Source organism: Telluria sp. ZB4P37 (genome assembly GCF_059685855.1).
This window is the reverse complement of record NZ_JCASID010000003.1, coordinates 222,370-242,042: the sequence shown is the minus strand read 5'-3', so window position 1 is coordinate 242,042 and position 19,673 is coordinate 222,370. Positions and strand designations below refer to the sequence as shown.

26 protein-coding genes and 1 tRNA gene are annotated in these 19,673 nt (G+C 65.3%); 10 read left to right on the top strand and 17 right to left on the bottom strand.

Annotated elements, in window-relative coordinates:
- Nucleotides 1–148: 148 nt before the first annotated feature.
- A complete protein-coding gene (locus AC56K1_RS08460) occupies nt 149–682 on the top strand; it encodes an REP-associated tyrosine transposase (RefSeq protein ID WP_497157398.1) in 534 nt (177 codons plus the stop codon).
- A 117-nt stretch (nt 683–799) separates the two neighbouring features.
- Here AC56K1_RS08460 and AC56K1_RS08455 read toward each other — a convergent pair whose 3' ends face one another.
- Complete coding sequence (locus AC56K1_RS08455; protein ID WP_497157397.1) at nt 800–1,372, bottom strand: outer membrane beta-barrel protein; 573 nt, start codon at nt 1,370–1,372, stop codon at nt 800–802.
- A gap of 172 nt (nt 1,373–1,544) precedes the next feature.
- Nucleotides 1,545–2,141: an alpha-ketoglutarate-dependent dioxygenase AlkB family protein gene (locus AC56K1_RS08450; protein WP_497157396.1), complete on the bottom strand. Its 597-nt coding sequence runs from the start codon at nt 2,139–2,141 to the stop codon at nt 1,545–1,547.
- Between the two features lie 168 nt (nt 2,142–2,309).
- Here AC56K1_RS08450 and AC56K1_RS08445 point away from each other — a divergent pair, with 168 nt between their 5' ends.
- On the top strand, nt 2,310–2,564 hold the full coding sequence (locus AC56K1_RS08445; protein WP_497157395.1) for a hypothetical protein: 255 nt from the start codon (nt 2,310–2,312) through the stop codon (nt 2,562–2,564).
- Between the two features lie 30 nt (nt 2,565–2,594).
- Here the strand turns inward: AC56K1_RS08445 and AC56K1_RS08440 are convergent, their stop codons facing one another.
- The 7 genes from AC56K1_RS08440 to AC56K1_RS08410 all read right to left on the bottom strand — a co-directional run bounded on the left by AC56K1_RS08440 (nt 2,595) and on the right by AC56K1_RS08410 (nt 7,882).
- Nucleotides 2,595–2,957 (bottom strand): hypothetical protein, encoded by a 363-nt coding sequence (locus AC56K1_RS08440; RefSeq protein WP_497157394.1) that lies wholly within the window; start codon nt 2,955–2,957, stop codon nt 2,595–2,597.
- A gap of 137 nt (nt 2,958–3,094) precedes the next feature.
- Nucleotides 3,095–3,472 (bottom strand): MAPEG family protein, encoded by a 378-nt coding sequence (locus AC56K1_RS08435; protein WP_497157393.1) that lies wholly within the window; start codon nt 3,470–3,472, stop codon nt 3,095–3,097.
- 115 nt (nt 3,473–3,587) lie between these two features.
- A complete protein-coding gene (locus AC56K1_RS08430; protein WP_497157392.1) occupies nt 3,588–4,415 on the bottom strand; it encodes a Rossmann-like and DUF2520 domain-containing protein in 828 nt (275 codons plus the stop codon).
- Between the two features lies 1 nt (nt 4,416).
- Nucleotides 4,417–4,995, bottom strand: a complete 579-nt coding sequence (locus AC56K1_RS08425) for a DUF924 family protein (protein ID WP_497157391.1) — start codon at nt 4,993–4,995, stop codon at nt 4,417–4,419.
- A 38-nt stretch (nt 4,996–5,033) separates the two neighbouring features.
- Nucleotides 5,034–5,780 carry an MgtC/SapB family protein gene (locus AC56K1_RS08420; RefSeq protein WP_497157390.1) on the bottom strand — a complete coding sequence of 249 codons (747 nt, stop codon included), beginning with the start codon at nt 5,778–5,780 and terminating at the stop codon, nt 5,034–5,036.
- A gap of 15 nt (nt 5,781–5,795) precedes the next feature.
- Complete coding sequence (locus tag AC56K1_RS08415) at nt 5,796–6,065, bottom strand: hypothetical protein (protein ID WP_497157389.1); 270 nt, start codon at nt 6,063–6,065, stop codon at nt 5,796–5,798.
- Entirely contained in the window at nt 6,065–7,882 is a 1,818-nt protein-coding gene (locus AC56K1_RS08410; RefSeq protein WP_497157388.1) for an aminopeptidase P family protein, read from the bottom strand. Before AC56K1_RS08410 ends, AC56K1_RS08415 begins: the two co-directional genes overlap by 1 nt.
- A gap of 166 nt (nt 7,883–8,048) precedes the next feature.
- Here AC56K1_RS08410 and AC56K1_RS08405 point away from each other — a divergent pair, with 166 nt between their 5' ends.
- A complete protein-coding gene (locus AC56K1_RS08405; RefSeq protein ID WP_497157387.1) occupies nt 8,049–8,399 on the top strand; it encodes an MmcQ/YjbR family DNA-binding protein in 351 nt (116 codons plus the stop codon).
- 92 nt (nt 8,400–8,491) lie between these two features.
- Entirely contained in the window at nt 8,492–9,118 is a 627-nt protein-coding gene (locus AC56K1_RS08400) for a hypoxanthine-guanine phosphoribosyltransferase (RefSeq protein WP_497157386.1), read from the top strand.
- Here the strand turns inward: AC56K1_RS08400 and AC56K1_RS08395 are convergent.
- The 4 genes from AC56K1_RS08395 to AC56K1_RS08380 form a co-directional block, all read right to left on the bottom strand.
- On the bottom strand, nt 9,115–10,071 hold the full coding sequence (locus tag AC56K1_RS08395) for an NAD(P)H-dependent flavin oxidoreductase (protein WP_497157385.1): 957 nt from the start codon (nt 10,069–10,071) through the stop codon (nt 9,115–9,117). The genes AC56K1_RS08400 and AC56K1_RS08395 overlap by 4 nt on opposite strands.
- A 93-nt stretch (nt 10,072–10,164) precedes the next feature.
- Nucleotides 10,165–11,082 (bottom strand): MBL fold metallo-hydrolase, encoded by a 918-nt coding sequence (locus tag AC56K1_RS08390; RefSeq protein ID WP_497157384.1) that lies wholly within the window; start codon nt 11,080–11,082, stop codon nt 10,165–10,167.
- Nucleotides 11,083–11,090: 8 nt separating this feature from the next.
- Nucleotides 11,091–11,285, bottom strand: coding sequence for a DUF1289 domain-containing protein (locus AC56K1_RS08385; RefSeq protein WP_497157383.1), 195 nt, complete (start codon nt 11,283–11,285; stop codon nt 11,091–11,093).
- A gap of 58 nt (nt 11,286–11,343) precedes the next feature.
- Nucleotides 11,344–11,709, bottom strand: a complete 366-nt coding sequence (locus tag AC56K1_RS08380) for a thioesterase family protein (protein ID WP_497157382.1) — start codon at nt 11,707–11,709, stop codon at nt 11,344–11,346.
- 224 nt (nt 11,710–11,933) lie between these two features.
- On the opposite strand from AC56K1_RS08380, the gene AC56K1_RS08375 reads away from it, so the two are divergent.
- Nucleotides 11,934–12,980 (top strand): extracellular catalytic domain type 1 short-chain-length polyhydroxyalkanoate depolymerase, encoded by a 1,047-nt coding sequence (locus tag AC56K1_RS08375; protein WP_497157381.1) that lies wholly within the window; start codon nt 11,934–11,936, stop codon nt 12,978–12,980.
- Here the strand turns inward: AC56K1_RS08375 and AC56K1_RS08370 are convergent.
- The gene (locus tag AC56K1_RS08370; protein ID WP_497157380.1) at nt 12,977–13,171 is read right to left on the bottom strand and encodes a cysteine-rich CWC family protein; all 195 of its coding nucleotides are present in this window, start codon (nt 13,169–13,171) and stop codon (nt 12,977–12,979) included. The genes AC56K1_RS08375 and AC56K1_RS08370 overlap by 4 nt on opposite strands.
- 139 nt (nt 13,172–13,310) lie before the next feature.
- Here AC56K1_RS08370 and argB point away from each other — a divergent pair, with 139 nt between their 5' ends.
- Together argB and AC56K1_RS08360 are read left to right on the top strand one after the other, a co-directional pair.
- Complete coding sequence (argB, locus tag AC56K1_RS08365) at nt 13,311–14,240, top strand: acetylglutamate kinase (protein ID WP_497157379.1); 930 nt, start codon at nt 13,311–13,313, stop codon at nt 14,238–14,240.
- A 66-nt stretch (nt 14,241–14,306) separates the two neighbouring features.
- Nucleotides 14,307–14,381: transfer RNA gene (locus AC56K1_RS08360), tRNA-Thr, on the top strand.
- Between the two features lie 27 nt (nt 14,382–14,408).
- Here the strand turns inward: AC56K1_RS08360 and AC56K1_RS08355 are convergent.
- Nucleotides 14,409–15,305 carry a TraB/GumN family protein gene (locus AC56K1_RS08355; protein ID WP_497157378.1) on the bottom strand — a complete coding sequence of 299 codons (897 nt, stop codon included), beginning with the start codon at nt 15,303–15,305 and terminating at the stop codon, nt 14,409–14,411.
- 27 nt (nt 15,306–15,332) lie between these two features.
- Between AC56K1_RS08355 and AC56K1_RS08350 the strand changes: the two genes are divergently transcribed.
- The 3 genes from AC56K1_RS08350 to AC56K1_RS08340 are packed head-to-tail and all read left to right on the top strand — an operon-like array spanning nt 15,333 to nt 18,533.
- Nucleotides 15,333–16,061, top strand: coding sequence for an HAD-IA family hydrolase (locus tag AC56K1_RS08350; RefSeq protein ID WP_497157377.1), 729 nt, complete (start codon nt 15,333–15,335; stop codon nt 16,059–16,061).
- 28 nt (nt 16,062–16,089) lie between these two features.
- The gene (gene slmA, locus AC56K1_RS08345; protein ID WP_497157376.1) at nt 16,090–16,668 is read left to right on the top strand and encodes a nucleoid occlusion factor SlmA; all 579 of its coding nucleotides are present in this window, start codon (nt 16,090–16,092) and stop codon (nt 16,666–16,668) included.
- Between the two features lie 20 nt (nt 16,669–16,688).
- Complete coding sequence (locus AC56K1_RS08340; RefSeq protein ID WP_497157375.1) at nt 16,689–18,533, top strand: chorismate-binding protein; 1,845 nt, start codon at nt 16,689–16,691, stop codon at nt 18,531–18,533.
- Nucleotide 18,534: 1 nt separating this feature from the next.
- Here AC56K1_RS08340 and AC56K1_RS08335 read toward each other — a convergent pair whose 3' ends face one another.
- Together AC56K1_RS08335 and AC56K1_RS08330 are read right to left on the bottom strand one after the other, a co-directional pair.
- Nucleotides 18,535–19,125 carry a glutathione peroxidase gene (locus AC56K1_RS08335; RefSeq protein WP_497157374.1) on the bottom strand — a complete coding sequence of 197 codons (591 nt, stop codon included), beginning with the start codon at nt 19,123–19,125 and terminating at the stop codon, nt 18,535–18,537.
- Nucleotides 19,126–19,199: 74 nt separating this feature from the next.
- Nucleotides 19,200–19,622, bottom strand: coding sequence for a CoA-binding protein (locus tag AC56K1_RS08330; RefSeq protein WP_497157373.1), 423 nt, complete (start codon nt 19,620–19,622; stop codon nt 19,200–19,202).
- Between the last annotated feature and the right edge of the window lie 51 nt (nt 19,623–19,673).

The following is a 19,673-nucleotide window of genomic DNA, read 5'->3' as shown; positions in this document are numbered from 1 at the left end:
GGGGCTGATAAACGCCCGGCACCGCCGGGCGTTTGCTTTCCGGAATCGGAACACGGTCTGCGCAAAGTCATGTGTAATATCTTCGTTGTTGAGGCCATGTAGCGGCCTCGGATGCTGGTGGCCTTCCAGGCGCCGGTTGACGGAGCTCATGACTAATTACCGCAACAACCGCGTCCCGGGCGGGACCTTCTTCTTCACAGTGCGCCTGCTACAACGTGGAAGCACACTGCTGACAGACCATATATCCGCCTTCGGCGAAGCCATGCGCCTGGCGCGCGTGCGCAAGCCCTTCCACGTCGACGCCTGGGTAGTCTTGCCCGACCACGCGCATGCGATGTGGACCCTGCCGCCGGGCGACCACGACTGCTCGAGCCGCTGGCGCGCCGTCAAGATCGCGTTCTCCAAGGCCCTGCGCAAGTCCGCCGTCCCGGGCGCCGACGACGGCGCCATCTGGGAACGCCATTACCAGCACTACCGCGTCGGCGATGACGACGAATACGCGGCCCTGGTCGACCTTACCCATACCGACCCCGTGCGGCACGGCCATTGCCAGCACCCCGGCGACTGGCCCTGGTCCTCGCTGCACCGCTTCGTGTCTGCCGGCTATGCGATACCGGTGCCGAACATGGTGATTCCGCCCTGGGTGCACCGGCCGCAGCCGCAGAGGTTTGCACGCTTGTGAATAGCTACAACACCGTAGGGTGGGCAAGGAACTTGCCCATCTACGAAAAACAACATCGAACGACTACCCAATACAAAAAGGACCCCGCAGGGTCCTTTTTGCCATCAACCAAGCAGCTTAGAAGCTGTACTTCGCACCAATGGTAAAGACGTCGGCCTTGGCGCCGAAGTCCTTGGACTTGCCGTAGCGTTCATACTCGGCAACCAGTGCCACGTTCTGGTTCAGGTTGTACTGGGCGCCGAGCGCGCCGTAGGCTTCGGTCTTGCTGTGGTCGCGGTTCTGCGAGGAGTTGATCATGACCAGCTCGCTCTTGTTGCGTGCCGCACCCAGCTTGCCGTACACCGAGAATTGTTCGTTAACGGGCATGGTCGCCTTGGCGGCCAGGTAGATCGATTCGCCCTTGGTTTCGCCGCGCTGGTTCACGCCATTGGCGGTGTAGCTGACGCCCGACTTGCGGAAGTCGGTATAACCGGCTTCGACGCCCCAGGTCTGGTTGAACTCGTAGCCGCCAAACAGCTTGCCCGAAGCTTTGTAGCCATCGGTATCGACGTTCGACGCGCCGGAAATGCGGTAGTCATGGTCGGCGCTGGCCACGCCGGCACCGACATAGCCGCGTGGAGTGGTTTGCTGGGCTTGAGCAGCCGACATGGCGGCAACGGTGGCGATAAGTGCAACGATAAGCTTTTTCATGCGCAATCCTTTTCTCGACTGGTTCGCGATTCCGAATGAATCGCGATGTGGTCAAGATAGCACCGGCATCGGTTTATTAAAGCCCCAAAACCCGTAAGAACTGTAAGCAAATGTAAGTTAATGACCTAAGAGTTAGGTATTTTCCAGATAGATACTGAGAATAGCGTGCTATTTAATCGATCTTACGAAAAGTTAGGTTAATTCGCGCACCGACCGGCCTGGTGGTTTTGTTAATCCCATGCATCCAGTTGGCTTGCATGGCGCCTGCCATGAACAGCAGGCTGCCATCGCTCAAGGGCAGCCTCAACGTTTCCTTCGTGACCTTGTGGCGCAGGATAAACGACCGCGTCGCGCCGAAACTGACGGAGGCAATCGCCGGCGCCCGACCCAACTCCGGCTCGTCGTCGCTATGCATGCCCATGCTGTCGCGGCCATCGCGGTAATAGTTCAGCAGCACGCTGTTGTACTGCTGCCCCGTGGCTTCCTGCGCGGCAAGGCAGATGGTGTCGAGCAAGGTCGTGAACGGCATCGGCGCCAGGCTCAGGCCAGAATAACGGTAGGTTTTGTCGCCATGCCAGGCGCTCAGGCGCGGCTGCAAGTGGCGCTTGCCGTAGACGACCACTGTTTCTTCACGCCAGCTTGTTTCGGCCAGAAGGCGTGCCAGCACCTCCTGGTTCGGCCAGGGCAAAGACAATTGAGACAGAAACGCCAGTTCGCCGTCACGGATCGGGATCGGTGTCAGGACTGGGGCTGAGGTAAATAGATCCATTGTGCAAGTCTCGTGGCGATGATGAGGGGTTCCCGTCACCACGCCATTTTCTCATGGACAAACGCGACTTTCTCGCTGCGGCGCTGGTCTCGAGCGCCCTGCCCGGCACCGCCTCGGCAGCCACCCGGGCCGCGCGTGGTCCCACCCTGCTGACGATCACCGGCGCCATTGGGCGCAACAACCGCGGCCCGTTCGACCCGGCGCTGGACTGGCTATGCCGCAGCAATCGGCATGCAGCAGCTGCGCGCATGGCAGCCGATCGTGGCGACCCATCTCGACGGCAAGCCGAGGGCGCTGGGAGGACTGGGACCCTTGTGGGCGGTGGTTGAGGCGGACCGCGTGCCGGAGATGGCGGCGCGGCCGCGCAATGAACGCTTCGGCGCCTGCCCGTGGGCGCTGTACCACATCGAGGTACAGGCTTAGGGCAGGAGCAAGCTCAGGCAGGCAGGGAAATCAGGCGTAGGCTTCGGCCAGGCTCATCACGCGCGGGGTGACGCTGACGCCGACATTGCCGAACAGCGCTTCGATGGCAGCCAGATTGGCCGCACATTCGTCGGATTTCCAGCCATTGAACAAATCGGTGCCGTCCTTCTGGAAGTGCAGGTCCAGCACTTTGCCCTTGTCCTTGTGAACATAGCTCTGCTGGTGAGTATTTTTGAATCCCAGTTCAGCCAGGCCAGTCAGCACGGTCTGCGGCGGGTTGGCCGGATCGGTCGCCAGGAAGACGCCAAAGGTTTTGCCTGGCGGTTTCGCGGCCACGTCGACGTCATAGATCCCCGGTGCCTTGGTGACGCTGGTGCTCTTCAGGAACAGCATGTTTTCTCCTTCTTGCCCGCGCGCGGTGGCGCGATCTGGTGTTCACGTGCATGGCGGGCGGATCGGTTGTGTGTGTACAACGTCCTAGCTTATTGCCCCCCGGGAACTTTGTCGATCATTGTCTGTACTTTTTTGCTTTAGCGCAGCAATAGCCCCCAAACAGTGCCGCCAATTAACAACGCACAGGCCAGCAGGCCGGTAATGAAGCCCACTTCGCGCTTTGCCGGATCACGGTAATAGCCAAGCGCATAGGCAATCCGCCCGAGGCACCAGAGCAGGCCCGCCGCCGCCGCCCACAGGTCGCCGAGGAAGAAAGCGCACATCCACAGCGGCACCAGCAGCAGCGGCAATTGCTCGAGCGTGTTGGCCTGCACCCGCTGGCAGCGCTGGAATTCCAGCGGGCCTTCCATCGAGGGCGCCGGAATGTCGTGGCGGATGCGCGCGCGGCCGGCGTTGACGCCGGTCCAGAAATAGACACCGAGTGCGGCCAAGGTGGCCCAGGCTGTGAAGAACATTGAAAACTCCTGTGGAAAATCTGTGGAAAAGGCCTGTACAAGCCCTGTAAAAGTTGTGCAAGAGGCTGTGCAAGAGCGGTGGAAAAGGCCTGGGAAAAGCTGTGGAAAGAGCCGCTCACCCGCCGCGCTTGCGCCGCGCCAGGTCTGCCGTCGGCGCCACCAGCGCCTCGTACAGCTGGCCGGTGGCCGCGTCCCAGTGGCTCACGGCTTCCTGCTGGCGGGCCACGGTGGCCAGGTCGCCGCGCGCGACCGGGCCGCTGAGCGCCGCCTCCGTGCCGATGCGGAACACGTTGGCCACGGTTTCCAGCGCCAGCGGCCGTGCCAGCTCTCTAGCCACCGCTTCCGGTACCCCGGCGGCCTGGTAGGCGCGCAGGGCCGCGTCGAGCACTGTTACCAGGTAATTCGACGCGAAAACGGCGGCGGCGTGATACACGGTTTTCGCCGCCGGGTCGATGCGCACCAGACGCGCACCACACCCCTCGAACGCCGGTTCGAGCAGCGCCAGCGCCGCGGCATCGCCTTCGATGCCGCAAAAGGTGCCGGCAAAATCCGCCGCCACGGCTTGCGGATCGGCGAAGCTGCGCACCGGATGCACGCTGGCGACCAGTGCGCCCGCATCCCTCGCGGCTTGAAGTTCAGTGGAGGCTTTCGCGCCGCTGCAGTGGAAGACGACTGCGCCCGCCAGCGGCTGCGCCTCGGCCAGCGCCGCACAGCTCGGGCCAATCGCGTCGTCGCCCACCGCCAGCAGCCACACCTGGGCCGGGCGCATGGTGTGGAGGTCGCTGCATGCCTGGCCGGCGCCGATGAAAGCGACCGCCTCCTGCGCGCTGGCGGCGGAACGGGTCAGCACGTCCTGCACGGTCAAGGCGCCGCTGGCGGCGAACAGCCGTCCCAGCACGCGGCCGACGTGGCCGGCGCCGACCAGGTTCAGCGTCGGCGCCACTTCAGAAGCTGGAGCCGGGCAGCTGGAGGAAGGCCAGTTCTTCCGAGTTGGAAGCGCGGCCCAGGATGGCGTTACGGTGCGGGAAGCGACCGAAGCGTGCGATCACGCCGCGGTGGCGCAGCGCATAGTCGAGCACCTCGATGAAGCCTTCGTTCTGGCGGGACAGTTCGGTGAACAGGGTCACCGATTGCTCCTGCATGCGCGCGTCCTCGGCATGCTCGAAGGGCAGGTAGGCAAACATGCGCTCGACTGACGACAGGGTTTTGTCGGCGCCGGAATCGACCAGCTGGCGGGCAGCAAGCAGGGCCAGCAGGTCGCCGCTGAAGGATTCCGGCTTGCCGCGGCAGGCGTTGCGGGTGAACTGGTCGAGCACGAGGATGCGCGCGAGCGTGCCGCGCGGGCCCAATTCGTCCCATTCGCGCAGGCCCCCGGCCACCGCCTGGGCGATCAGGGTGCCGAAGCGCTCGCGCAGCGCCGCGTCGAAGGCCTCGTCCTTGCGAAACCATTCGGCCCGCTGCTTGCCATGGCCTTCGCTGCCTTCGGGCAGGAACCAGAAATCGAGAACGTCTTGTGCTTGCATGTGAAATCCCGTGTGCCGGAGTGGTTGTTTTGGTTTTCTTAATTACGCGCGTGGGACAGCTGGAAGGCTTCCAGGCCCTCGAACGCGGCCAACTGGTCGGCCAGCTCCGACAGCGGCGCCCCGCTCTTGCGCGACAGCGCCAGCGCCACGAAGCGCCATTCCTGGCGTCCCTCCTCGCTGCTGATCGTCAGCGAGCTGCCGGCGATCTCGTAGCCGCGTTCGAGCGCGGCCTTGCGCAACACGTCTTCGCGCGGCATCACGTGCGGCTTGAAGCGCATCCGCACCGCCACCGCGTGGCGCGCCGGCAGCAGGGTTTCCAGGCGGTTCAGGTAGATCATGATCATGGCCGAGAAGAAGGCCAGGCCCATCGCGGCGAGGTAAAAGCCCACCCCCACCAGGATGCCGATCGCCGACGACGCCCAGATCGACGCGGCCGTGGTCAGGCCGCTGATGTTGAAGCCCTCGCGCATGATCACTCCGGCGCCGAGGAAGCCGATGCCGGTCACGATGCCCTGGATGATGCGGGTCGGGTCGACCGGCGCCAGCAGGCCGGCGTGGCCGCCGCCGTACCAGAAGTCAGGGTAGCCGGCCAGGATGGTCAGGGCCGACGAGGCCATGCAGACCAGCCCATAGGTGCGCATGCCGGCGGCGCGCCCGTGGTAGGCGCGCTCGTAGCCGACCAGCAAGCCAAGGGCCAGTGCGCCGGCCAGGTGCAGGAGAATCAGCCCGTTGGTGTAGATCTCGGGAGCGGACCAATAGGTGTCCAGCAGGTCAGGACGCAGCATGCGGATTCATCGCTTTCATTGCGGATCGGGCTTCTTGCGCACCAGCTGCTTCTCGAATTTCTCGTCGTTCTTGCTGATGCGCCGGACTTCCTGCGGGCCGAGGCCGTTCACGAAGGCGACGAAGTCGTCCAGTTCGAGCGGCGCATTCAAGGCCGGCGCGCCAGGCGCCTCGGACAAGAAGAACAATCCGTCGCCGGTGCGCGCCATCGAGTAGCCGGTGTTGCCGGTGCGGCGCTTGAGGCGGTCGACGGCGGCGCTGGCGCGGGTGGAGCGGGCGCCGGCCACTAGAATGCCTCCGTGCGCAGCAGCAGCCAGTCGCGCGCGGCGCCGCTCACATGCCGCTCGAGGCGCGCACGCACGGTGGCGTGGTAGGCGTTGAGCCAGGCGATTTCGTCTTCGCGCAGCAGCGCGCGCTCGATCGGGCGGGTGTCGATCGGGCACAGGGTCAGGGTCTCGAAGGCCAGGAACTCGCCGAATTCGGTGGTCTCGGCCAGGGTGTTGAGCACCAGGTTCTCGATGCGGATACCCCAGCGCCCGGGGCGGTAGATGCCCGGCTCGATCGAGGTGATCATGCCCGGCTCCATCGCGGTGTGCGGGTCCGGCGCCACGCTCGGCGAAATCGACTGCGGGCCTTCATGCACGTTCAGGAAGTAGCCAACGCCGTGGCCGGTGCCGTGGCCATAGTCGATGCCGGCGGCCCAGATCGGCGCGCGTGCGATCGCGTCCAATAGCGGCGCGCGGGTGCCGCGCGGGAAGCGCGTCGCGGACAAATTGATCAGGCCCTTGAGCACCAGCGTGTAGTCGCGCTTTTGCGCATCGGACGGAGAGCCGACCGGGATCACGCGCGTGATGTCGGTGGTGCCGCCCAGGTACTGGCCGCCGGAATCGACCAGCAGCAGGCCGTCGCCTTCGATGACGGCGCAGGTGTCGATCGCCGCGCGGTAATGCATGATCGCGCCATTGGCATTGAAGCCGGCGATGGTCGAGAAGCTCGGGCTGACGAAGTTCGGGCGGCGCGCGCGCGCGGCCGTGATGTGGGTGTCGATCGCCACTTCATCGATCGGCGCGCGGGAGGCATCTGCCAGCTGCGGCTCCAGCCACGAGAAGAATTCGCACAGCGCCGCGCCGTCCTGCTCCATCGCGGCGCGCACGTTGACGGCTTCGCTGTCGAGCTTGCGCGACTTGGCGAAGGTGGTCGGGTTGATCGCTTCGAGCACATTCACACCCTGCGCGACCGCGGCGCGCATGCCGGCGGTGACGCGGCGCGGGTCGAGCAGCAAGGTCGCGCCGTCCGGCAGCGCGGACAAGGCGGTGGCGGCATTCGCATATGGCGCCAGGTGCACGCCGTCGGCTTCCAGGCGCGCGCGCACGTCAAGCGGCACCTTGTTCTCGCCGACGAACAGGGTCGCGTCGGCGCGGCCGATCAGGGCATGGGCCAGGAACACCGGGTTGTAGCTGACGTCGGCGCCGCGCAGGTTGAACAGATAGGCGATGTCGTCGAGCGTCGAGAGGAAGTGGAAACCGGCGCCCAGATGCTCCATCGCGGCGCGGGTGGCGGCCAGCTTGTCGGCGCGGGTCGTGGCCGCATACGGCGGCAGGTGCTCGACCACCGCGTCGGCGGGCAGCGCCGGTCGGTCCTGCCAGACTTCGTCCAGCAAATCGACATCAAGACGCAGGTTGATGCCGCGCGCTTTTAACGCGTCGCCCAGCAGCCTGGCACCGGCCAGTCCCAGCACGCGCGCATCGACGGCCACGGTCTGGCCGGGGTTCAGGTTCGCCGCCAGCCAGTCCACGTGCAGTTGGCTGGCCGCGCCCGGGATCTTCATCAGTGCAATTTCGCTGCCGGCCAGTTCGGTCTCGGCCTGGGTCCAGTAGCGGCCATCGGTCCAGACGCCGGCAAAACCGGCGGTGGCGATGAAGGTGCCGACCGAGCCGGTGAAGCCGGAGATCCATTCGCGCCCCTTCCAGCGCCCGGGCAGGTATTCCGACAGGTGCGGGTCGCTCGAGGGCAGGACATAGGCGTCGATGCCGGCGCGCGCCATGGCGCTGCGCAGCTGGAGCAGGCGGCTGCTGCGGTCACGTTCGAATTCAGGGGTCGACATAAAGGAAGATTCGTTGTTTTCCAAGCCACGTATGATACGCCGCAATGCCGCCATGTGGCGCATCGGATCATTGCGCTATGGCATCAATCAAGCCGCTGCGCTATACAATGGGGGCAAGGACAACCAGATACCCCGGCGCCATGCACGCCCGGCACAGGAGAGAGACATGGATTTCGAGTCAAGCAAGGCCTTGTGCCGCAGCTTCCCCGGCTGCACGGAAGACACCAAATGGGACCACGACACGGTCTTTTCGGTCGGCGCCAAGATGTTCGCCATCACCAACAAGGACGGGCGCTCGACGGGCTTCAGCCTGAAGGCCGACGACGAGCGCTTCCTGGAACTGACCGACCGCCCCGGCATCATTCCCGCACCCTACCTGGCGCGCGCCAAATGGGTGTTCGTCACGCCCGGGGCCCAGCTCGACGAAGCCGAGTTTGCCGCCCTGCTGCGCCGTTCCTACGAACTGGTGTTCGCCAAGCTTACCCGCAAGCTGCAGCGCGAGATTGCCGGCGAATGAATTGCTGACGGCTGATTCCAACAGGAACGCGGCCACGCCCCCGGATGGCGCATAATTGCGCTGACCCTTTAGACCTGAACAATCGACTGACCATGCAAGATTTCCATCATGACCGCGCCCGTGCGCTGCTCGCCAACGCTAAACAGATCGTCACGCCCGCCGAAGTCCAGGCGGCGGTGGCACGCGTTGCCGACGCGCTGAACGCACGCTTCGGCAATCCCGGCGACAAGTCCTTCCCGCTGGTGCTCGGCGTGATGGGCGGTGCCGTCGTCTTCACCGGCAACCTGCTGCCGCAACTCGACTTCCCGCTCGAATTCGACTACATCCACGTCAGCCGCTATGGCGACGACGACCGCGGCGGCGAGGTGGTCTGGAAAGTCATCCCGCGCCAGAACGTGACCGGGCGCATCATCGTCGTGCTCGACGACATCCTCGACGAAGGCGAGACCCTCGCCCACGTGAAGCAGCGCCTGCTCGACATGGGCGCGGCCGAAGTGCTCATCGTGGTCTTCGCCGACAAGGACCTCAAGCGCGCCAAGCCGATCAAGGCCGACCTGATCGGCTTGACGATCCCGAACGAATTCGTGGTCGGCTTCGGGATGGACGTCTACAACTACTGGCGCAACCTGTCGGGCCTGTGGTCGATCAACCAGGACGACCTGAGCGCGGCCGAACCGGCGCCGCCCTTCCCGACGCCAGACGCGAAGCGCCTGGCTTAAGCCAGCGACAGCCGCACGCGCGCGGCTTCGTATTCCGCTTTAAGACGCTCCACCATCTCGGCGACGGTCGGCACGTCGTGCATCAGGCCCACGCCCTGGCCGGCGCCCCAGATGTCGCGCCAGGCCTTGGCGCTGGCCGAACCAAAGCTCATCTTGCTCTTGTCCGATTCCGGCAGGTTGTCGGGATCGAGGCCGGCGGCGACGATCGACTTCTTCAGGTAGTTGCCGTGCACGCCGGTGAACAAATTCGTGTACACCACGTCCGCCGCGCTCGATTCGACGATCGCATTGCGGTACTCGTCGCTGACGTTCGATTCGCGCGTGGCCAGCCAGCGCGAGCCGATATAGGCAAAATCGGCACCCATCGCCTGCGCCGCCAGGATCGCGTCGCCGGTGGCGATCGAACCGGACAGCGCAAGCGGTCCCTTGAAGAACTTGCGCACTTCGCCCACCAGCGCGAACGGCGACAGCGCCCCCGCATGGCCGCCCGCGCCCGCCGCCACCAGGATCAAGCCGTCCACCCCTGCTTCCAGCGCCTTTTCCGCATGCCTGATCGACACCACGTCGTGCATCACGATGCCGCCATAGGCATGCACGGCGTCGAGCATTTCCTTCGGCGGCGCGCGCAGCGAGGAGATGATGATCGGCACCTGGTGCTTCACGCAGACTTCGACGTCGTGCGCGAGGCGATCGTTCGATTGATGCACGATCTGGTTGACCGCGATCGGGCCGACGCGGACGCCAGGGTTGGCGTCCTGATACTCGGCCAGCTCGCGCTGCAGGTCGGTCAGCCAGGTGTCGAGCAGCTCGGCCGGGCGCGCGTTGAGCGCCGGGAAGGAGCCCACGATGCCGGCCTTGCACTGGGCCGCCACCAGCGCGGGTCCGCTGGCGATGAACATCGGCGACGCGATGATGGGAAGGGACAGGTGTTGCAGCACGGGTGGCAAGGTCATGAAAGCTCTCGCTGGTCAGGTTGAATGCGGTTGAAGGACAGGGGCTCCGGCATTATGCAATGAAAAAAGAACGGTCGTGCTAGATTCTGGCCTCTAAACGTCGGTGTCGAGCAGTTGGCCGCCCTCGATGCGGGCGGCGCCGGCCCGTAGTAGGGCGGCGCTCGCCCATGCCGCCAGCGCATCTGCGTCCCGATGCAGCAGCCGGGTGCGCACGCGCTCGACCAGCGGAATCGAGGCCAGCAGCCCGGGCAGCGCATCCAGCGCCAGCGCGCGCCGCTCGAGCAGCAAGAATTTAAGCAGCACCTTGACGGCGTTTTCCCCATTGCGCACCGGGTCAGCGGCCAGATAATCCAGGCGCGAGCGCGCCCGCCCCAGTGCCCCGCCGACATCGCCGAAAACCGCGCCATGGCCAGGGATCACCACCCGCGCGTCCAGGGTGGCGATCAGGTCGAGCGTCGCGCCTACTTCGGCGAACCCGGGTTCGCCCGCCAGTTCGGGAAAGACCACACCGAAACCGTTTTCCCACAGCGCGTCGCCCGAGATCAGCACGCCTTCTTGCTCGCAAAAGAACAGCAATGCATGCGGATCGTGGCCGGGCGCGGCCAGGATGCTCCAGTGCAGGCCGCCCAGTTCCATCACCTCGCCGGGCGCGAGGGTAGCGTCAAAGCTAAAGCGGTCGCACTGCTGGCCGGTGGCGCGGTAACTGAGCGTGTCTTCGTCCCAGGCCGCAACCTTGGCCGCGTCAAGCGCGGGAATCGCCGTGCGGCAGCCATAGGCCGCCTGCAGCAGCGCGTTGCCGCCGCAATGGTCGGAATGCAGGTGGGTGTTGAGCAGGCGCTTGAGCAGACGGCTGCCTAAGGCATGGCGCACCAGCGCCAGGGTCTGTTCGGCGTGGGTGGCATAGCCGCTGTCGACCAGGGCCGCGCCGTCAGGGCCGGCGAACAAGATGTTGTTGGACGAGAGCCAGCCGCGTTCGAACACGCGCATCGATGCGGGCAGGCTCAGGTCCATGGGCACCGTCAGCCCCAGTCGATTGCGGCTTCGCGGCGCCGGATCTCGGCCCATACCACGCGCTTGTAGTCGTCGCCGGCCGAACCCCAGGCGACGATCTCGTCGATCGTGCGCAGGCATCCCTTGCACAGGCCGGTGTCGGGCGCCATCTGGCACAAATTGATGCAGGGCGAGGGAACGGGAGTTTGCAGTTCTAGGTTCATCGACGTGGTGGTGGAGCAAGAGGACACCGACCATTATCGCCTGTTCCTGGAAAACCGCTTAACGTTCCTCAGGGAAAGGCAATTCGGGCGTAACGGTTGCCAATGTCTGCCATTGTGTTGTTTTGCGCGCGATTTTTTCAGTAAATCGCGCCGGATCTATCAGGCAACGTTCGTGTATGCCTTCGCACACTTTCTCAATTTCATCCCAGGCTTCGACCCGAAAACGCACCCGCCGCCCCTCGACCGCCAGCACCTCGCCGCGAATGGCGAGCGTCATGCCGGGAGGGGTGGGCGCAAGGTGCTGGAAGCTGACCATGGTGCCCAGGCTCTGTTCGCGCGGCCAATCCACGTAAGGCATCATCCCGTGCAAGCAGGCAAGTTCCATCATGCCGACCAGGAAACCGGTGGCGAGTACGTCGGGCATATCGCGGCAAAAAGGGGTATCGTGGTACAGCCGGGGTACGCTAGCGTGCCCCGGCACCATATAAGACCATTCGAAACGAAGGCCGGGCAGGAGTTGGGGAGACATGGGCACAAGCTTACCGTACCGGTGTCATGCATGCATGAGTTGCCGGGCGGAAAGGATACAGCTGCAAGGCTGCCGTAAGTATGCGGGCCGACATTGAGGCAAGCAAAACAGGAGAGCCAATGAAGCTGAACAACAAACTGCTGGCACAAGTACGTGCCGCCACCCGATCTTTCTGGGGCCGCGGGCCGGCCAACGCCCAAATGGTTGTCGAGGAAACCCTGAAGAACGCCTCGGCCATGCAAAGTGCGGCGCAGCGCCAGATGCGCAGCATCGGCGTCGGTGTCCCCCACACGGCGACCGATCCCTTCGAAGCCGAACTCGGCGTCAACTTGCCGGGCAAGTTTATCGATGGCAGCCACAGCACCCCAGCCGGCAGCCGCGACTACAAGCTGTACGTGCCGTCCAGCCACACCGGCAAGCCGACACCGCTGGTGGTAATGCTGCACGGCTGCACCCAGGATCCCGACGATTTCGCCACCGGCACCAAGATGAACGAGCTGGCCGAAGAAATGGCCTGCCTCGTGCTGTACCCGGCGCAGAGCAAGGCGGCCAACGCCTCACGCTGCTGGAACTGGTTCAACGCGGTCGACCAGCAGCGCGGCCAGGGCGAGCCTTCGATCATCGCCGGCATGACGCAAGCCATCATGGCATCGCACCCGGTCGATCCGGAGCAGGTCTACGTGGCCGGGCTGTCGGCCGGCGGTGCGATGGCGACCATCATGGGCACGCTCTATCCGGACCTGTATGCCGCCGTGGGCGTGCATTCCGGATTGCCATTTGCCTCGGCCAACGACCTGTCCTCGGCGATGGCGGCGATGAAGGGCGATTTCTTGCGCGCCCAGGCGCCCGGGCAGCCGCTGCCGATCATCGTGTTCCACGGCGACCAGGACACGACCGTGCATCCGGCCAATGGCGACGAACTCATTGCCCAGGGCGCGCAACACCTGCTCGAGCAGCCGGCCGTGGAGCCGGGACGCGTGCCGGATGGCCATGCCTATACCCGTACCCTGCACCGGCGTGACGATGGCGCCGTCCACGCCGAATACTGGCTCATCCACGGCGCCGGCCACGCCTGGTCGGGCGGCAACGTGCGCGGCAGCTATACCGATGGCCGCGGACCGGACGCCAGCCGGGAAATGCTGCGCTTTTTCCGTACCGTACGCTAACCCGGTTCAGGCCCGGGCCTGGGTGCGGCCTCGATGTGCGCACGCAGGCAGGCCGGGCACCAGCAGCCGGCTGCCTCCTGCGGCAGCGGCACTGGCACGGCCTGCGGCAGCACCGTGCACCAGCACGGCTCGAGACTGCCCTCCACCATCGCACAATGGAATTCGGCGCCACAACGGGTACAGCTGCTCATGCGGGATTCCTGAGTTGATTGAAATACATGGTTCGATAGAGTGGCGCGGACGGCCATAAAATACAACAAGAGGTCATATAATGAGCACAAGGACTACCCTGTTGCCTTAAAATCTCGCAACATTTATTTTGGACCCTCCATGACCGCACCCCTCAGCAGCTTGAATTCCGACGACCAACGCAACGACCTGACCAAGGTGTCGCCGCAGATCAAGGCACAGATCCTGGCCGAGGCGTTGCCTTATATCCGTAACTTCCATGGCAAGACCATTGTCATCAAATACGGCGGCAACGCCATGACCGACGAGCGCCTGAAACATGGCTTTGCCCGCGACGTCATCCTGCTCAAGCTGGTGGGCATGAACCCGGTCGTGGTGCACGGCGGCGGTCCCCAGATCGACAATGCACTGAAAAAAATCGGCAAGCAGGGCTCCTTCGTGCAAGGCATGCGCATCACCGACGAAGAGACCATGGAAGTGGTCGAGTGGGTGCTGGGCGGCGAAGTGCAGCAGGACATCGTCATGCTGATCAACCACTACGGCGGCCAGGCAGTGGGCCTGACCGGCAAGGACGGCGGCCTGATCCGCGCACGCAAGATGAGCATGCCGGACAAGGAAAAGCCGGGCGAATTCGTCGACATCGGTTTCGTCGGCGAGATCGAAGCGATCAATCCGGCCGTCGTGAAAGCCCTGCAGGACGACGCCTTCATCCCGATCATCTCGCCGATCGGCTTCGGCCAGGATGGCCAGGCCTACAACATCAATGCCGACGTCGTCGCCGGCAAGATCGCGGAAATCCTGAAAGCCGAAAAGCTGATCATGATGACCAATATCGCAGGCGTGCAGGACAAGGCGGGCAACCTGGTCACCGACCTGTCGGCACGCGAGATCGACGAGATGTTCGAAGACGGCACGATTTCGGGCGGCATGCTGCCGAAAATCTCGTCGGCACTCGATGCCGCGAAGTCCGGCGTCAATACCGTGCACATCATCGATGGCCGCATCGAGCACTCTTTGTTGCTCGAAGTCTTGACCGAACAGGCATTTGGCACTATGATCCGGTCGCACTAAAACATTTGTGGCGGAAAACTCCGCCACAGATCATCGCGGTGGGCCCTGCCCACCGGGAATCTACCCGCCCTTGTAGCTCAGTGGTAGAGCACTCCCTTGGTAAGGGAGAGGCCACGTGTTCAATCCACGTCAAGGGCACCATCTCCCCCCAGCACTCCCCCTCCCGCTTCAGTACACCCGTTCTACCGTCATGCCGCGCCGGCGCAGCAATTCCGGCACGCCACGCTTGCCGACCAGGTGCAGCAGCCCGACCGCCACCACCGCATTGTTTTCGCGCCCCAAGAGCGCAGCCACCTTGTCGGCCATCGGCCCGTTGCGCTCCTCGAGCAGCACCTCGCGCGTGAAGCTGCCGGTCAGCGTGGTATCGGTTTCGATCCGCAGCGCGATTGCGTCCAATGCCTTCTGGTCGGCGCGCTCCCAGGCCTCGAACAGTTCGCGCGTCTCGCGCAGCTGGCGGCCCGAGGCCATGTCTTCCAGGGTTTCCTCCAGCAGGCGCCACTGCGCTTCCTCGGGCAGCCGGCTGAGCAGCGCCAGCTGGTAGCCGATCGATTCGAGTTCGACGATGCGGGTTTTGCCGGGCTTGCCGGCGCGCGCCAGCTGCGTCAGGTGATGGTCGACGCCAAGGGCCGGATCGTAGCCCAGCCTGGCGGCATCGTTCACCGCCAGCATGGTCGCCACCATCCAGGGTTTCAATCGTGCGACGGCGGCCGGGTCCATGCCCTGCTGCGTCAATCCGGCTTCGATGCGCGCGCGGCGCCCGGCCGGCAGGGCCGCGATGCCCGGGCTCCCGGCCGGCACCATGCCGTACTGGCGAAATGCCGCGGCGGCGGCGGCGGGATCGCGCGCGGCGTCGATCTCGAGCGCCAGCGTGGGCGCGGCCGCCACCGCTGCGCGGATGCGCGGCTCGAGCGGGTAGTAATCGGCGCGGCCGGCGTGGATGGTGCCGTACAGGTGCAACGTGTTGCCGTTTGCCGTGACCTTGAACAGCGCGCCGCGCTCGGCCGCGAAGGCCTGGAGCGCTGTCAGGAACAAGCTGAAGAAGACCACTATAATCGAACGTCGCATCCACCTTCTCCCGTCTGGTCTCGAATCGTGTCAAATCATAACCCTGGCTCCCCCGTCTGGCTGTTCGATCTGGACAATACCCTGCACGACGCCTCGCACGCGATCTTCCCCGCCATCAGCGCGAACATGAATACCTATATCGCGCGGGTACTGGGCGATGGCGTCACGCCCGCCAGCCAGGACCTCGTGGACGCTGCGCGCCTGGGCTACTGGAAGCGCTACGGCGCGACCCTGCTCGGCATGATCCGCCACCACCAGGTGTGCGCGGCCGACTTCCTGCACGTCACCCACGACCTGGGCGCGCTCGAGAAGCTGGTGCGCTTCGAAAAGGGACTGGGCACGCTGCTGCGCCGGCTCCCGGGCCGCAAGATCCTGCTGACCAACGCGCCGACGCGTTATTCGACGGACGTGATGCGCCACCTGGGCCTGGGCCGCCATTTCTCGCACCACGTCGCCATCGAGCACATGCACGTGCACCGCCAGCTGCGTCCCAAGCCATCGAGCCTGATGCTGCGCCGCCTGTTGCGCAAGCACGGCGTGGCGGCGCGTCGCTGCATTTTGGTGGAGGACACGCTGGCCAACCTGAAGAGCGCCAGCCGCCTCGGGCTGCGCACGGTATGGGTCACGCAATACCTGCGAATCAGCGACCCGATCGGAAAAGCGCCTCTTCCGCGGACCCTGAAACGCCCCGGTTACGTCGATGTCAAAGTAAAATCCGTGCGGCAGCTGCCGGCGCGCCTGCATCGCCTGCGCTGAAACAGATAAAAAAATTACTAAGGATCACATGGCAAGTACCAAGCCAGGCCAGCGCAAGCTGCAAATCCTGCAAGCCCTTGCCTCGATGCTAGAGCAGCCCAAGGGCGAGAAGATCACGACCGCGGCGCTGGCGGCGCACCTGGCAGTGTCGGAAGCGGCGCTGTACCGCCATTTCGCCAGCAAGGCGCAAATGTACGAGGGCCTGATCGAGTTCATCGAGTCCAGCGTCTTCGGCCTGATCAACCAGATCGCCGAGCGCGAGGAAGATGGCGTGGCCCAGGCCCATGCCATCCTGCAGATGCTGCTCGCCTTTGCCGTGAACAACCCGGGCATGACGCGGGTGCTGATCGGCGATGCCCTGGTCGGCGAGGACGAGCGCCTGCAGCTGCGCATGAACCTCTTCTACGACAAGATCGAGCTGGCCTTCAAGGGCGCGCTGCGCATCGCCGTCACCCAGCAGCACGGCCTCGAGGCCGACGTCGCGGCGCGCGCCAGCCTGCTGGTGAGCTACGTGACCGGGCGCTGGCACCGTTTTGCCAAGACCGGCTTCAAACAGAATCCGGCGGAAGGCACGGCCTTGCAGCTGTCGCTGCTGCTGGCCGCTTGAGCAGGATCGCGCACGACGCCATGGATACACAGGAAGTCTTCGCACTGCTGGACGATGCCGGCTCACCCGGCCTTTCCCGCTCGCGCCTGTACAGCCGCCTCGCCGGCACGCTGTCCTGCAATGAGGCCTCGGAATGGCCAGGGCTGCTGCAGGCCATGCAGGACGCGCTGGCGCGCGGCCTGTACGCGGTGCCGCTGCTGACCTACGAATTGGGTGCCCGCCTGCAGCAGCTGCCTGCGCATCCGACCGAGCTGCCCCTGGCCCAGGTGCTGCTGTTCGCGCACTGCGAGCTGCTCGATGCGGCGCAGGTCGAGGCCTGGATCGCGACGCGCGCCTCCGTGCTGGACCCGTCCGGCGTCGCCGGCATCGCCCCGAATGTCGACGAAGCCGCGTTCACCGACGCGATTCGGCGCATCCGCGACTACATCGCCGCCGGCGACACCTACCAGGTCAACTACACCTACCGCCTGCGCTTCGAGGCCTTCGGCCCCCTGGTCGCCCTGTATGCGCGCCTGCGTGCGCGCCAGCGCGTGCCCTACGGGGCATTGATCACCTTGCCCGATGGCGGCGCGGTGCTGTCCTTCTCGCCCGAGCTGTTCGTGCGCCACGATGCGGGTACCCTGCTGGCGCGCCCGATGAAGGGCACGGCGCCGGCCAGCGGCGATGATGCGATCGACAGCGAACGCGGACGCGCGCTGGCGCTGGACACCAAGAACCGCGCCGAGAACCTGATGATCGTCGACCTGCTGCGCAACGACCTGGGACGCGTGGCAAGCACCGGCAGCGTGCACGTGCCGGCGCTGTTCGACGTGCAGCGCTATGGCAGCGTGCTGCAGATGACCTCCACCGTGCAGGCGCGCCTGCGCCCTGGCGTCACGCTGGAAGAGATCTTCGCCGCGCTCTACCCCTGCGGCTCGATCACGGGCGCGCCCAAGCGCCGCACGATGGAGATCATCCACGAGCTGGAACCGGCCGCGCGCGGCCTGTACACCGGCGCGATCGGCTGGTTCGACCCGGCGCCGCCGGGCACCGTGATTGGGGACTTCTGCCTGTCGGTCCCGATCCGCACGCTGGTACTGGGCGCCCCGCAGGGCGGCACCCGCAAGGGTGAACTGGGCGTGGGCGCCGGCATCGTCCATGACAGCGATGCCCAGGCCGAATACGCCGAATGCCGGCTCAAGGCGCGCTTCCTCACCGGCTTGCCCAACGAGTTCGAGATTTTCGAAACCATCCGCGCAAGCTGGGACGACGGCTGCCGCCACCTGGAGCAGCACCTCGAGCGCCTGGCCGGCTCCTGCCGCGCCTTCGGCCATCCCTTCGATATGGAAGCCGCGCGCGCCGAGCTGACGGACGCCTGCCTGGCCCTGCCGCCGGGCCAGCTGCACCGCCTGCGCCTGTCGGTGGCGCCCTCGGGCGACATGAGCGTGCAGGCCGCGCCGCTGCAGCCTATGGGCGAGCCGGTGGCGGTGCTGCTGGCCAGTGAGCCGACCCAGTCGGGCGACGTCTTCCTGCGCCACAAGACGAGCGTGCGCAGCCGCTATGACGCGGCCTGGCGCGCGGCCGAGGCGCATGGCGCTTTTGACACCCTGTTCTTCAACGAGCGTGGGGAACTGACCGAGGGAGGACGCAGCAACGTGTTCGTGCGCTTCGGCACCGTCTGGTACACGCCGCCGGTGTCCTGCGGGCTGCTGCCCGGCGTGATGCGCGGCGTCATGCTGGGGGCGCCCGCCTGGCATGCGAGCGAGCGCGTGATCACGCGCGCGATGCTGGAAGTCGCGGACGACCTGGTGGTCTGCAATGCGCTGCGCGGGCCGCTGCGCGCCGTCATCATGGACGGCGCGGCAGACGGCCTGCCGCAGGGTTGAATTACAGCGCCAGCGCCTGCTCGATCTTGCCGACCAGGGCAGAATCTTCCGGCGTCACCTTGCTCGGGAAGTGCTCGAGCACCTTGCCGTCGCGGCCGATCAGGTATTTGGTGAAGTTCCACTTCGGCGCCTGGCCGGTGGCTTTCGTCAGGCTCGCGTGCAGGGGATTGGCATCCGGGCCAGTGACCACGCTCTTGGCGAACATCGGGAATTTCACGCCATAGGTGTTGTAGCAGAGGTCGGCGATTTCTTTCGCGTTGCCCGGCTCCTGTTTGCCGAAGTCGTTCGACGGGAAGCCCAGCACCACCAGGCCGCGGCTGCCGTACTTGGCGTACAGCTTTTCCAGCCCTTCGTACTGCTTGGTGAAGCCGCAATAGCTGGCCGTGTTCACCACCAGCACCACCTTGCCCGCGTACTGGCAGAGGTCTTGCGGGGCCTCGTCCTGCAGGCGCTTGAAGTTCTGCTTGAGGATGGCGGGACAGGCGGCCAGCGGACGCACCGCGGCCGGCGCTGCAGTGGTTTGCGCGGCAGCCGGCTGGGCGAAGCTCACGGCGGCAACAGCGCCGAACAGCAGGATCGTATTCTTGAACATGGCAGGAAGTCCGGGGGGGGTTATGGTGGCACGATTGTAACGCAGCCGCCCCGCCGCCACCCAATGAATGCGGGTCAAGAATTCAGGCTGCGATGCTCGATCTTGATGCAATGGTTCATGACGACGTCGAGCCCGGCGGCGCGCGCCATGTCGGCGGCCGGCTGGTTCTCGATATCGAGCTGCATCCACAGGCAGCCGGCGCGCACGGCAATGGCTTCGCGCGCGATCGGCGGGATGTCTTCGGATTTGCGGAAGCAGTCGACGATGTCGATGCGCTGGCCGGTCGTGGCCAGCACGTCCGCCACGTCGCGCAAGGTGGCGTAGACCTTCTCGCCGAGGATGGTGTCGCCGACATAGCTCGGGTTCACCGGGATCACCTGGTAACCGGCTCCCTGCAGGTATTCGGCCACGCCGTAGCTGGCGCGGTCCGGCTTGTTGGACAGGCCGACGATGGCAACGGTCTTGCTGTCGTTGAGGATCTGGGTAATGCTTCTCATGGGTGGCGTTCGCTATGCTTCGATTCAAGGGTCGCCATCAGCTTATCAGGT

Coding starts and splice junctions, on each gene's coding strand:
- AC56K1_RS08460 (WP_497157398.1), top strand. CDS start 149: ATGACTAATTACCGCAACAACCGCGTCCCGGGCGGGACCTTCTTCTTC.
- AC56K1_RS08455 (WP_497157397.1), bottom strand. CDS start 1,372: ATGAAAAAGCTTATCGTTGCACTTATCGCCACCGTTGCCGCCATGTCG.
- AC56K1_RS08450 (WP_497157396.1), bottom strand. CDS start 2,141: ATGGATCTATTTACCTCAGCCCCAGTCCTGACACCGATCCCGATCCGT.
- AC56K1_RS08440 (WP_497157394.1), bottom strand. CDS start 2,957: ATGCTGTTCCTGAAGAGCACCAGCGTCACCAAGGCACCGGGGATCTAT.
- AC56K1_RS08435 (WP_497157393.1), bottom strand. CDS start 3,472: ATGTTCTTCACAGCCTGGGCCACCTTGGCCGCACTCGGTGTCTATTTC.
- AC56K1_RS08425 (WP_497157391.1), bottom strand. CDS start 4,995: ATGCAAGCACAAGACGTTCTCGATTTCTGGTTCCTGCCCGAAGGCAGC.
- AC56K1_RS08420 (WP_497157390.1), bottom strand. CDS start 5,780: ATGCTGCGTCCTGACCTGCTGGACACCTATTGGTCCGCTCCCGAGATC.
- AC56K1_RS08410 (WP_497157388.1), bottom strand. CDS start 7,882: ATGTCGACCCCTGAATTCGAACGTGACCGCAGCAGCCGCCTGCTCCAG.
- AC56K1_RS08405 (WP_497157387.1), top strand. CDS start 8,049: ATGGATTTCGAGTCAAGCAAGGCCTTGTGCCGCAGCTTCCCCGGCTGC.
- AC56K1_RS08400 (WP_497157386.1), top strand. CDS start 8,492: ATGCAAGATTTCCATCATGACCGCGCCCGTGCGCTGCTCGCCAACGCT.
- AC56K1_RS08395 (WP_497157385.1), bottom strand. CDS start 10,071: ATGACCTTGCCACCCGTGCTGCAACACCTGTCCCTTCCCATCATCGCG.
- AC56K1_RS08390 (WP_497157384.1), bottom strand. CDS start 11,082: ATGGACCTGAGCCTGCCCGCATCGATGCGCGTGTTCGAACGCGGCTGG.
- AC56K1_RS08385 (WP_497157383.1), bottom strand. CDS start 11,285: ATGAACCTAGAACTGCAAACTCCCGTTCCCTCGCCCTGCATCAATTTG.
- AC56K1_RS08380 (WP_497157382.1), bottom strand. CDS start 11,709: ATGCCCGACGTACTCGCCACCGGTTTCCTGGTCGGCATGATGGAACTT.
- AC56K1_RS08375 (WP_497157381.1), top strand. CDS start 11,934: ATGAAGCTGAACAACAAACTGCTGGCACAAGTACGTGCCGCCACCCGA.
- AC56K1_RS08370 (WP_497157380.1), bottom strand. CDS start 13,171: ATGAGCAGCTGTACCCGTTGTGGCGCCGAATTCCATTGTGCGATGGTG.
- argB (WP_497157379.1), top strand. CDS start 13,311: ATGACCGCACCCCTCAGCAGCTTGAATTCCGACGACCAACGCAACGAC.
- AC56K1_RS08355 (WP_497157378.1), bottom strand. CDS start 15,305: ATGCGACGTTCGATTATAGTGGTCTTCTTCAGCTTGTTCCTGACAGCG.
- slmA (WP_497157376.1), top strand. CDS start 16,090: ATGGCAAGTACCAAGCCAGGCCAGCGCAAGCTGCAAATCCTGCAAGCC.
- AC56K1_RS08340 (WP_497157375.1), top strand. CDS start 16,689: ATGGATACACAGGAAGTCTTCGCACTGCTGGACGATGCCGGCTCACCC.
- AC56K1_RS08335 (WP_497157374.1), bottom strand. CDS start 19,125: ATGTTCAAGAATACGATCCTGCTGTTCGGCGCTGTTGCCGCCGTGAGC.
- AC56K1_RS08330 (WP_497157373.1), bottom strand. CDS start 19,622: ATGAGAAGCATTACCCAGATCCTCAACGACAGCAAGACCGTTGCCATC.